Source organism: Chengkuizengella sediminis, assembly GCF_010078385.1.
GTDB classification, from domain to species: domain Bacteria; phylum Bacillota; class Bacilli; order Paenibacillales; family KCTC-33759; genus Chengkuizengella; species Chengkuizengella sediminis.
On record NZ_SIJC01000007.1, the window covers coordinates 76,747 to 89,385 of the forward strand.

The 12,639-nt window shown below is 34.5% G+C and carries 10 protein-coding genes; 9 read left to right on the forward strand and 1 reads right to left on the reverse strand.

Annotation, left to right across the window (positions count from 1 at the left end):
• Window positions 1–16: 16 nt before the first annotated feature.
• The gene (locus tag EPK97_RS14685; protein WP_162037383.1) at window positions 17–1,147 is read left to right on the forward strand and encodes a DUF4097 family beta strand repeat-containing protein; all 1,131 of its coding nucleotides are present in this window, start codon (window positions 17–19) and stop codon (window positions 1,145–1,147) included.
• A 132-nt stretch (window positions 1,148–1,279) separates the two neighbouring features.
• Window positions 1,280–2,161 (forward strand): SPL family radical SAM protein, encoded by an 882-nt coding sequence (locus EPK97_RS14690; protein ID WP_162037384.1) that lies wholly within the window; start codon window positions 1,280–1,282, stop codon window positions 2,159–2,161.
• Between the two features lie 39 nt (window positions 2,162–2,200).
• On the opposite strand, the gene EPK97_RS14695 is transcribed toward EPK97_RS14690, so the two are convergent.
• Window positions 2,201–2,779 carry a hypothetical protein gene (locus EPK97_RS14695; RefSeq protein ID WP_162037385.1) on the reverse strand — a complete coding sequence of 193 codons (579 nt, stop codon included), beginning with the start codon at window positions 2,777–2,779 and terminating at the stop codon, window positions 2,201–2,203.
• A gap of 710 nt (window positions 2,780–3,489) precedes the next feature.
• Here EPK97_RS14695 and EPK97_RS14700 point away from each other — a divergent pair.
• From EPK97_RS14700 to cas8c, 7 genes are all read left to right on the forward strand, one after another.
• A complete protein-coding gene (locus tag EPK97_RS14700; RefSeq protein ID WP_162037386.1) occupies window positions 3,490–3,780 on the forward strand; it encodes a YerC/YecD family TrpR-related protein in 291 nt (96 codons plus the stop codon).
• A 28-nt stretch (window positions 3,781–3,808) separates the two neighbouring features.
• Window positions 3,809–4,570, forward strand: a complete 762-nt coding sequence (locus EPK97_RS14705) for a sirohydrochlorin chelatase (protein ID WP_162037387.1) — start codon at window positions 3,809–3,811, stop codon at window positions 4,568–4,570.
• Between the two features lie 159 nt (window positions 4,571–4,729).
• Window positions 4,730–5,644: a diacylglycerol kinase gene (locus EPK97_RS14710; RefSeq protein ID WP_162037388.1), complete on the forward strand. Its 915-nt coding sequence runs from the start codon at window positions 4,730–4,732 to the stop codon at window positions 5,642–5,644.
• Between the two features lie 20 nt (window positions 5,645–5,664).
• The gene (gene rlmD / locus EPK97_RS14715; protein WP_162037389.1) at window positions 5,665–7,065 is read left to right on the forward strand and encodes a 23S rRNA (uracil(1939)-C(5))-methyltransferase RlmD; all 1,401 of its coding nucleotides are present in this window, start codon (window positions 5,665–5,667) and stop codon (window positions 7,063–7,065) included.
• A 319-nt stretch (window positions 7,066–7,384) separates the two neighbouring features.
• Complete coding sequence (cas3, locus tag EPK97_RS14720; RefSeq protein ID WP_162037390.1) at window positions 7,385–9,844, forward strand: CRISPR-associated helicase Cas3'; 2,460 nt, start codon at window positions 7,385–7,387, stop codon at window positions 9,842–9,844.
• Window positions 9,845–10,010: 166 nt separating this feature from the next.
• Complete coding sequence (cas5c, locus tag EPK97_RS14725; RefSeq protein ID WP_162037391.1) at window positions 10,011–10,718, forward strand: type I-C CRISPR-associated protein Cas5c; 708 nt, start codon at window positions 10,011–10,013, stop codon at window positions 10,716–10,718.
• A gap of 11 nt (window positions 10,719–10,729) precedes the next feature.
• A complete protein-coding gene (gene cas8c / locus EPK97_RS14730) occupies window positions 10,730–12,628 on the forward strand; it encodes a type I-C CRISPR-associated protein Cas8c/Csd1 (RefSeq protein WP_162037392.1) in 1,899 nt (632 codons plus the stop codon).
• The last annotated feature ends 11 nt before the right edge of the window (window positions 12,629–12,639 follow it).

Sequence of the window (12,639 nt, forward strand, 5' to 3'; positions counted from 1 at the left end):
TAGAGGGGATATTAAAATGAATAAAAATGAATTTTTGAAACAATTAGAATTTTTATTAAAAGATGTACATGAAGCAGACAGACGTGAAATTTTGTATGATTTTTTGGAGCATTTTGATATCGGGTTAGCGAATGGAAAATCTGAAGAAGAGCTTGTTAGAGAGCTTGGAGATCCAAAAGTCATTGCTAAGGATTTATTATCTGACTATAGAGTGACCAAAAATGAAGATAAACCAAATGGAAATAAATACAAAGGGATACTAGCAAATTTCAGACAAAGTGTTTTTAAAACGATTGATATTTTTGAGGAAAGAATAGTATCTGGAGAAACATATAATAATATTTATATTAAAACGGGTTCAACAGATGTAATCGTTGTACCAACAGTTAAAGATGAAATCAAGGTTAGATTAAGTGGTGAAGCTAGCAAGCGATATGAAGATGTATTCTCTTTGAATTTAAAAGAAATGGGAGACACTTTACAAATTGAATTAAAACAAAAATCGGTTCTTTTTACTGTAGGATTTTCAATAATTAAGGTTGATCTATATTTAGAAATTCCACAAAAACTATATGATTCATTTAAAGTAGATTTATCCTCGGGAGACATAGAAGCTAAAGAATTACAAGCAAAAGAGCTAATTTTATCCACAAGCTCTGGGGATGTTGAGATTGAAGGATTACAGGGGAATAATGTAAAGTTATATTCGGCATCTGGAAATGTTGGGGTACAGGATGGAAACGTATCTTCTAATATCTCCATAGGATCGTCAAGTGGTGACATCAAGTCCGAAAACATAACCGCAAACTCATTAACAATGGAAGTGTCAAGTGGTAAGATTGAATTCACAAATAGTGAAGTAAAAACATCAAATATAGAAACATCAAGTGGTAATATAACAATATACAACGATGAGCTTAAAGGGGATATAAAAGCAACTACGACTAGTGGAGATATCACAATTGACCTAGAAGAAACAAATGAATCTCTAGCAATTGATTTTAAAACCTACTCAGGAGATGTTGATGTAAAAAGAGATGGTTATTTATTTGACAAGAAATCTGATTCAAGAGCAATTGGGAAAATTGGTTCTGGAGAATATAACATAGAAGCAAGAGCTTCATCTGGAGATATTACCTTAAGATAATATGACATAAAATGAATGATATTTAATTAGTCAAACCTTAAACACCTAAACGTTAGGTGGAGTTGATTCTTCATCTAACGTTATATTTATGTGTATAAGGTATTATTTATAATTTGAGTAGGTGGGTATTTCATGGAGTTGCATATCAAAGTGCCAAAACAAATATTAACAAAAGCGTCAGGTTATTTAAAAGGTTATACCCATACTTTAAATCCTTATGCAGGTTGTTCCTTCTCTTGTAAATACTGTTATGTCCGAGAAATGCCAATAGCGAAATTTAAAGGTGAAGAATGGGGGACTTGGGTGGATGTGAAAAAAGGAGCTTCTGATTTACTTAAAAAAGAACTAACGAAAGCTAAAAATAAAGGACCTGTTCATATTTTCATGTCGTCCAGTACAGACCCTTATCAACCAGCAGAAGCAAATCATTTCATTACTCGTTCACTTTTAGAAGTTATGGTTGAGATACAACCTGATTTTTTGTTTGTGCAAACTAGAAGCCCTCTAGTGACAAGGGATATACAATATTTTAAACAATTAAAAGATCGTATACTCATTAGTATGACGACAGAAACAGACTTAGATGAAATGCGTAAATTATTTACTCCAAGTGCACCTCCAATTGCAGCAAGGTTTAAAGCTTTGAAAGATTTAAAAGAAGCTGGAGTACCAATACAAGCAGCAATTTCACCTGTACTGCCGAGTTCAGAATCATTTGCAGAAAAATTGTCATCAGTTGTATCTCGTGTCTGTATTGATGATTATTTCATGGGCGATGGAACCCAGGGGAAAAGGACAAAAAGATTAGGAATTCAACAGATTTATGAAAAAGAAAAAATAGAAGAATGGTATGATCCTTCTGCATATTTACGAGTGAAGAAACAACTGGGTAACTACTTTTCAGAAGATCAGATTTTTGTGAGTCAGGAAGGTTTTCTTCCGATAATAAATTATAAAAACAATCACATCCTTGAATCGGATTTACTTAAGTTAATTATAGAAAAGAACGTATAGAGGTGTTTGGTTCTCCATACGTTCTAAACAAAAATTCCATTATCTTTTTGCTCTTCTTTTTCTATTTTTTGATTTTGAACTTGATCGTTTAAGATTAGATGATTTCCTTCTTGAAGAGCCGGATTTTCTTCTTTTTCTTCGTCTTCTTCTTCTCCTACTTCTATCCTCTAAGAGTGCTGCTTCTGCAGCAGTAGCTGCTGCCGCTCCTTTTCCGAAAGAGCCCAAAAGTAGCTTAAGCATAGGGGAAAACTGTTGAAGTTGTTTCATAAAACCATTCATTTTATTAATCGTATTAAAGATTCCTTCAACTCCACCTAATTTATCAACCATCGCTCTAATATCACCAATGGGTAAATTGGCTAATGGGTTACTTCCTCCTCCTGTAGGTGTTGATGATTGAACAGGAAGATTTAGATCTCGTGTCTCATTGAACGGCGCCGCCTGTGCTCCGTTGTTAAATGGGGTTTGTGCTCCATTGTATGGGACAGCGGGAGGGTAATTTGTATTCGCTGGGATCTGACCTGCATCCGTTTCATTTCTAATACCCGCTTTATAATAACCGTTATTTGGTGGAGTTGCATGTGTCACTGGTCTACGATATTGATTATGTCTTCTCAATTTGCCCACAATCCTTTTTTATAGGTATCCTTAAAAAGAGAATGACAAAATTTTATTAAGGTTACCTACTTATGATTTTGTTATACAATATGTAGTAGGCATTCGTGACGTATGGACGATTGTCACGGTTTACAAAAAAAAATTTAGAGGAAATTTAAAAAGTACCCTTTTGATCACGAAGTGAGAACTTTGCAGTAACACGACATCGAATTTTGCCCTCACATTTGAAGTCCGGTGCTCATGTAACAATCTACATTCCGCTCCAGCTTCTTCATGTTCGAACAAACTTCTTGGTGCTGAAAAGGGAACTTTTCGGCAAAGGATTTGCTGATGTCGACGTTGTCCACATGGATGTGGATGTGTTTAGTCGAGGTACATTAGCACCCTTTTGCCAGCTTAAGAATGTGACTGGTATTAAGTAGGGATCACGAAGTGATCCCCAAAGGTAGATCGGCCAGTTCATGAATGATCTGAGCCTATATTACGCTCATGTAAAAGTCTACACTTGCTGAACCCCAAAAAGTTCATCTTGTTCCCCGTTCATGGACGAATTGTTGTGGATGTAATTATTCAATTTTAGTGCCCTTTTATTTATCGTATTCCATTCTATTCTGTAAAGTATATGTAATTGAACGTTTGAATGCATTAGTCACTTAAAGTATGATATGATAAAATAGAAGAAAAAGATGTACATAGGGGATGAATTAAAGATGCAATTAAAGAAATTTAATGATAAATCCATAGAACAACTATTTGAAGCCATTTTATCTTTAGAAGATATTGAGGAATGTTATGTTTTCTTTGATGATTTATGTACCGTCAACGAAATTCAATCGCTATCACAACGACTAGAAGTGGCTCGTATGCTGAGAAAAGGAAGTACTTACAATCAGATCGAAGCGGAAACAGGGGCAAGCACAGCTACAATTTCCAGAGTGAAAAGATGTTTGAATTACGGAAATGATGGTTATAAAATGGCGTTGGAACGTATCAAAAAGTAATGAAAGAGTGTCCATCAGGAGGAGACATATGAAGTATGGATTACTAGTTATAAGCCACGGCTCTAGAAATGAAAATTGGGTCCGTTTAGTTGACCAAGCTGTTGATGAGGTTCAATTACCAAATTCCATACCAAAGGAATCTTCTTTTTTAGAACTAGTAGAAAATCGACTCATTCAAGATGGAATATACCGATTAGAGGCTAAAGGGATAACGGATATCATCGTTATCCCTTTATTTGTTTCGTCAGGAAGTACGCACTTGGATGAAATCAGTTATGCCTTAAGGATGACTTCAAAACCAACATTAGAAACGGACATGGAACCAATGGATATCAAAGCAAATATTCATTTAGGTGTACCTGTAGATGATGATCCTATTATCGCAAATATTTTGTATGAAAGAATAAGTGATTTATCGGATAACCCACAGCAGGAAGTGATTTGTTTAGTTGGACATGGATCAAAGGAAAAAGGATTTTATGCCAAATGGAGAAGTGGGTTAGATTCATTAGCTAGGCGGGTACAACTGATAGGGAATTTTGCTGGATCAGAATCAGCGATGTTATTGCCGAATCAAGTGGCAAGTAAAATGAAGGTATTGAATAAAAAGTATCCTGAACATAAGATCATTATTGTGCCTTTGTTTTTAAGTGAAGGGTATTTTACGAATGAAGTGATTCCTAGTCGTTTAAAAGACTTTAATTATTTGTACAACGGTAAACCGATCTTACCTGATAAAAAAATTTCCCAATGGATTGAACAACAAGTCTCTTTAATGACTACCGAATAAAGAACAAATATCATAGAAGCAAATGCGAAGTAATAACCTTAAGACGATCATTATAACTTACACCTGTTGAGTGTTATGCTTTTTCATGTAATTAAGTTATAATTAGAAAAATAAGGCATAAGCATAGTAGCTCACGCACTTTAAAAGTAGGTGGAATTGATGGTTAAAAGAGCAAGATTAATATATAATCCTTCTTCAGGTAGAGAAGAAATGAAAAAAAGGCTGCCTGAGGTTTTGAAAAAATTAGAAAGTGGCGGTTTTGAAACCTCTACGCATGAAACAAAAGGAAAAGGGGATGCCGCTAAAGCAGCAGAAGAAGCAGTCAAAAGAGAATTTGATGTTGTTATTGCTGCTGGCGGAGACGGAACTTTAAATGAGGTTGTCAACGGTTTGGCAAATCAACCTTACCGTCCAAAGTTAGGCATACTCCCTTTAGGAACTACAAATGATTTTGCCAGAGCACTAGGTATTCCAAAGAACTGGTCAAGAGCGTGTGATATTATTTTAAAACAATACACAGAGTTGATTGATATAGGAAAAGTGAATAATGAATATTTTATAAACATTGCAGGTGGAGGCTCATTAACAGAGTTGACCTACGAGGTTCCTAGTAAGCTAAAAACGATGTTAGGGCAATTAGCTTATTATATGAAGGGATTAGAAAAACTTCCTCAATTTCGACCAATTCGTCTGTCACTCAAATCTAAAGAAATTACATTAGAAGAAGAAAAGGTCATGATTTTTCTTATTGCAAATAGTAACTCCGTAGGTGGGATGGAGAAAATTGCACCTACAGCAAGTTTAAGTGATGGTTTATTTGATATTTTTATTTTGAAAAAATGTAATTTAGCTGAATTCATAAGAATCGTAACCTTAACTTTAAAAGGAGCACATGTGAATGATCCACATGTTATCCATTTTAAATCAAACCATCTTCAAATTTCATCCTCTGATTATACACAAATTAATTTAGATGGGGAGTACGGTGGCACATTACCTAAAACCTTTTCCTTAATACCATCACATATCCCAATATTTATTGACGAGTCAGGTAAGACGACATATAACGATTAAATTGGAGTGATCCATAAACCATGAGTACAACAAAGAATCCACCTGTTACAAAAAACATGGAAGTAACGATAGAAATTATAGGCATAGGTCATAGCGGAGAAGGGGTAGGCCGAATTAACGGTTATACCCTTTTTATTAAGGGCGCACTTCCTGGTGAAAGAGTAAAAGCTAAGGTCATTAAAGTTAAGAAAAATTACGGATACGGAAAACTATTAGAAATAGTTGAAAAAAGTGAAAGTAGAACAGAACCTCCTTGTGATATTTACAATCAGTGTGGAGGTTGTCAGTTGCAGCATATGGATTATTCTGCACAGTTAGAATGGAAGAGACAGCGTGTGATGGCTAATCTTGAGAGGATTGGGAAGCTAGAGGTAGCGAACTCCCAAGGTACTGGAATCACCGTCCTACCTACTCTTGGAATGGACGAGCCATGGAACTATCGGAATAAAGCACAGGTTCCCATTGGTGAGCATGAAGGTGGTTTAGTGGGGGGTTTTTACGCGCAAGGTAGTCACAGAATTATCGATATGGATACATGTTTGATTCAACATGATCTTAATAATAATGTCATTCGTGAAGTGAAAAACATCGCGCAACAGTTAGGGATATCAGCTTACGATGAAGTAACTCATAAAGGATTACTTAGACACGTTGTGGTGAAAATCGCTTTTCATACCAATGAGCTTATGGTTGTATTGGTGACTAATGGAGAACGAATCCCAAAAGAAGAGGAATTCATAAACCAAATACGTGATAAATTCAGTCAAGTGGTAAGTATTTGTCAAAACATCAACATGAAGAAAACGAATGTTATTTTTGGCGATCAAACGAAAACCCTGTGGGGGAAAGAAGTTATTTATGATTATATCGGAGATGTGAAGTTTGCCATTTCAGCACGTTCCTTTTATCAGGTGAATCCAGTTCAAACGAAAATACTTTACGAAAAAGCATTGGAGTATGCTGGACTCACAGGAGAAGAAACCGTGATTGATGCTTATTGTGGTATTGGAACCATCTCATTATTCTTGGCTCAGAAAGCTAAAAAGGTTTATGGTGTTGAGATTGTAAAAGAAGCGATAGAAGATGCCAAAATCAATGCTGAGTTGAACGGAATGAGTAATGTTGAGTTTGTAGTAGGTAAAGCGGAAGAAGTGATACCGAAGTGGAAAGAGACAGGAATTGAAGCGGATATGATTGTTGTTGATCCACCTCGTAAGGGGTGCGATGAAACATTGTTGCAGACAATTATTGCGATGAAACCGAAGCGGGTTGTTTATGTTTCTTGTGATTCAGCTACACTGGCACGGGATTTGCGGATTTTGGAGGATGGTGGGTTTCGGACGGAGCAGGTTCAGCCTGTGGATATGTTTCCACATACTGTGCATGTGGAGTGTGTTACACCTTTAGTTTTAAACACATGAATTAACTGAAATGATTTAGCATTTTATTTATTGTTGTTTTACTTAAAGTTTTCAGCTTTTTCATATCTGAAAAAGTAAGTGCGAATGTAAAGAAAGCATATGATAAGAAAAATTATATAGAAATTAAGTCAAATATGACTCTTAAAACAGAAGGATCACAATTGTATCTTCTGTTTTCTATTTCTATATAAGCTATAAGAAAGTTTCCAGTGTAAATGTTTATCATATTATACAAAATAATTTTTAATGAAAAATGAATATGGAAGATTCATATTAGTATATTTAAAATTAATACATTTATAGGGAGGAATTAATTCAAATGCATTATATCGCGCATATTCGTGAAAGCGATAAACATATACAAACTGTAAAAGAACACTTATTAGAAGTAAAAGAGCTAGCTGAATCATTTGGAGCGAAGATAGGTGTAAAACATTTGGCAGGTCTTGCAGGATTACTTCATGATTTAGGAAAATATACGGATGAGTTTAGAAATTACATACTAGAAGCCATAAAAAATCTTGATGCACCACCTAAAAAAGGAAGTGTAGATCATTCCACTGCGGGAGGCAAATTACTATACAATCTTTTTCATACTGATCAAAAAAACGATCAAGAAATAGATCTTCTTCTTTTTAAAATGATAGTAGCTGAAATCGTAGGTAATGCCATCATATCACATCATTCATATCTTCAAGACTTTTTGAGTCCAAATTTAGAATCAGATTATTTAAAAAGAGTCCGAGATAAAAAGATAATTGATTTTGATAAAACTAAACAATACTTTTTTAACTATGTTATGAGTGAAGCGGATTTTCATGAGTATGTCAATAAGGCGGTTGAAGAACTTAAACAGTTTAATGAAAAGAATTCAGATGAAATTTTCGAGAAAAAACTTATGTTTTTAACAAAATTTATCTTTAGTGCTTTAATTGATGCTGACAGGACTAACACAAGATTATTTGAAGAAAATAAAATAGACGAGACGAAACAAAACCATCAGGAGTTGTTTGAACTATATTATACAAGGCTCATGGACAAACTTAATTCATTTAAAAATGATCCAGATGCTACTAAACCTATTAACGTTTTAAGAACGAATATGTCAGATCAGTGCGAACAATTCGCTGAACATGAATCCGGAATATATACATTATCTATCCCAACAGGTGGTGGGAAAACATTAGCAAGTTTAAGATATGCATTAAAACACGCTATAATACACAACAAGAAGCGTATTATTTATGTCGTACCCTATACAACGATCATTGAACAAAATGCAAAGGAAATTCGAGATATATTAGATGATTCTAGGAATATTTTAGAGCACCATTCAAATGTGGTAGAGCATGAGATTGACGATGATGAGAACGAAGATGGGACTATGAGTTTGCAGGAAAAGTTAAGTTTAGCCAAAGACAATTGGGATTCACCGATAATATTCACTACAATGGTTCAGTTTCTTGATGTTTTTTATGCAAAAGGAACGAGGAATATTAGACGACTCCACAACCTATCTGAAGCGGTTATTATATTTGACGAAGTTCAGAAAGTACCTATTTCTTGTATCTCATTATTTAATGAGTCTTTAAATTTTTTAAAAAACTACTGTCATTCGAGTATTATTCTTTGCACAGCTACTCAACCTGCTTTAGATTTTGTAAAACATCATTTGGATATTAACAAGAAGCCAGAAATCATCAAACAGTTGGATCATGTTGTAGAAGCATTTAAACGAGTAGAAATCATTGACAGGGCAACGAATGAAACATTTAACAATGACAAACTCTACGAATTTATTGAAGAGCAAATGGAACAAGTTCAAAGTGTATTAGTGATATTAAATACGAAAGCGGTTGTGAAAGATTTATACAATCTCTTGAATGAGAAAATAAGCGGGATTCCAATTTACCATCTGAGTACTTCAATGTGTGGTGCACATCGTAAAGAAATTTTAAACGAGGTGAGGGACCGGCTTGAAGCCACTCAGCCTATTATATGTATTAGCACCCCGTTGATTGAAGCAGGGGTAGACATAAGTTTTGATTGTGTGGTTCGTTCGTTAGCTGGATTAGATTCTATTGCTCAGGCAGCAGGCAGATGTAATCGTCATGGGAAAGAGGATTTTCAATATGCTTATGTAATTGATCATGAAGAGGAGAATCTAGCTCACTTAAAAGAAATACAAAAGGGTAAAAAAATATCAAGTGAAATTCTAAAAGACTTAAAACAAGATCGTACTAGTTATGGTGGGCATATTTTGTCAAGACTGGCAATGAAGAAGTATTTTAAAGAGTTTTATATCGAATTAGAGACCAATTTATATTATTTTGTAAAAAAATTAAAAAGAAACATGACAGAATTATTGATGGAAACTAGAAATAACAATAGTTATCATAAAGCCTTTCGTGAAAATACGAAGCAAGCCTTTCCATTAATTTCAGTAAATAGCTATAAAACGGCGGCAAAACATTTTCATGTGATTGAAGAAGTTGCCACTTCTATAATTGTACCTTATGGTGATGATAAAGATGAAGGGAAAGATATCATTGCGGAATTAAACAGTAATCACTCTATTCAAGATTTTACAATATTATTACGGAATGCTCAGCAATATACCATCAATCTATATCCGAATGAATATGAACAATTAGTTCAAAACAAGGGATTAGAAAGTTGTTTAGATGGCAAGATTTTAGTTTTAAAAGAAGCTGCTTATGACGGTGAATTCGGACTTAATGTAAAAAATGATAGTAGATTTGGACTTCTTGACTATTAAGATTTTCTTATCTTATAAATCGGTATAAGTGTATTATTCGATCTTCACTCATATTAGGGATAGCAAATTATAGCTTAATTAGAACAAAATTGTTAAATATTGATGTTAATTGTAATATAGAGTAACATAAAAATATTGGTAATATAAGAAAGAAAGGAGTGAGGTTATGAGGAATAGTATAGAATTTGAGGTTTATGGTGACTATGCTCTATTTACGGATCCCTTGACTAAAATGGGAGGGGAGAAACTCTCCTATCAAATACCGACCTACCAAGCCTTAAAAGGAATTGTCGAATCCATTTACTGGAAACCAACCTTGTTAATAGTAATAGATTCAGTACGTATTATGAAACCCATTCGAATGGAATCAAAAGGAATTCGTCCTATTGATTATGGTGGAGGAAATACATTAGCGAACTACACCTATTTAAAAGATGTAAAATACCAGGTGAAAGCACACTTTATTTTCAATCCACATCGAACAGAATTGGCATATGATCGAAACGAACACAAGCATCATAACATTATGAAACGGGCGCTAAAAGCAGGAGGACGAAGAGATATATTTTTAGGAACGAGAGAGTGTCAAGCTTATGTAGAACCTTGTGCATTTGGCAAAGGGGAAGGATTTTATGACACATATGACGGAGATATTCATTTTGGCACTATGGTTCATGGGATTAACTACCCTGATGAAACAGGGAGAAACGAAATGGAAGTGCGATTATGGAACCCCGTAATGAAAGACGGTGTCATTAAGTTTATTAGACCTGACCAGTGCATACAAGTTCGAAAAATCAAGAATATGGAACCTAAATCCTTCAACCCTGAAAATCTACAATCTGCAGATGAACTTTTAGAACATTTAGAATAGGAGGTCAATAGATGAGTTGGTTATTAAACCTATATGAAACCTATCAATTAAATGAAGACCAAGTAGGAAACATAAGAAAGAGACAGAATGGTCAGGAATATACGCTGCTTCCTATTTCTCACACCACACAGAATGCGCATATCGAGGTTCAAATCACAGAAACAGGTGGATTTCATTCAGCAGAAATCATTGACAAACAGGATGCGAGCACTTTAATTCCGTGTACGGAAGATGCAGCAAACAGAGCAGGTTCGAAAATTGCTCCTTATCCTCTACATGATAAGTTAAGTTATGTAGCGGGGGATTTTGTAGCATATGGAGGTAAAATAAAAAAAGAAGAACCTTTTACATATTATATAAAACAATTAAAAGAGTGGACAGAATCATCTTATGCCACAGATGAAGTGAAAAGTATTTATATATATTTAAGCAAGAGAAGATTAATTAAGGATTTAGTAGGGGATCGAAAATTGTTTTTAGATGCTCATGGACAGTTGATTGGAACTTGGGATAAGAAAAAATATGATATTTTGTATGGTGATAAGCCACTTATCTTTTCAACTGTAACAGGTGGACAAGAAAGTGCATTTATTCGATTTAATGTTCGTTCACATCAGGAAACTAAAAAGGCTGTATGGAAGGATAAAGCTATATATGAATCTTTCATTCAATACTATCGCTACTTGTTAGGTGAACAAGATATTTGCTATGTGACAGGTGAAAATTTACCTAGTACAGATAAGCACTCAAACAAAATACGAAATGCTGCTGATAAAGCAAAGCTAATATCAGCAAATGACAGTAGTGGATTTACGTTTAGAGGTCGGTTTGATAAAGGAAATGAAGCCGCAAATATTAGTTATGAAGTTTCTCAAAAAGCACATAATGCCCTGAAATGGTTGATTAATCGTCAAGGGAAAACCATTGATAATCGTGTGTTTTTAGTGTGGGGCAACGAAAGTACTGAGATTGTTGATCCTATACAAGATGCGTTTGATGTATTATCTAAAACGCAGACAAATCAACAACAAGAAAGATCATCATTTACGAACGAGGAATATGCGAATGAAGTAGCAAAAGCCTTGGATGGATATAAAAGCAATCTATCATCCAAGGCTAATGTGAATATATTAGTTCTTGATTCTGCTACAACAGGTCGTTTAGCAGTACTGTACTATCGAAACATGAATATTGAAGATTATATAGATGGACTCAAAAAATGGCATGCAACCTGTGCTTGGAGCCATCGATATCGAAAAAATGACAAGGGTAAACAAACTCAATTTTTTGGTTCTCCAGCAACGAAAGATATAGCTTTTGCAGCCTATGGACCAAAAGCGAATGAAAAAGTTGTAAAAGGACTAATGGAGCGTATGCTTCCTTGCATTATTGATGGTCGAAAAATCCCTTTGGATATTGTCAGAAGTGCCATTCAACGTGCTTCATATCCAGTTTCGATGGAAGAATGGGAATGGGAAAAAACACTAAGCATTACATGCTCTTTAATAAATAAACAGGAGGGTTATAAGGTGGCATTAGATATTGAAATTAATGATCGCAGTTATTTATTCGGCCGCTTATTAGCGGTTGCAGATGTTTTGGAAAGACGGGCTCTGGACAAAGAAGACACACGTTCTAGTAACGCTACTCGTTATATGAATTCTTTTTCAAGGTATCCAGAAAGAACTTGGAAAACTATTTATGCAAGCTTGTTACCATATCAGGCTAGGTTGGGAAAAAGAGCGAATGACTTATCTGATGTGATGGATGAAGTCCTTTCTAAATTTAAATTTGATGAATTCAATAATGAACCATTATCAGGTAAATATTTATTAGGTTTCGGTAGTCAACGACATGAATTGTTTAAAAAAAAGAAAAAAGATACTAATATTAATGAAAATAAACAATAAAAAGGAGTAGT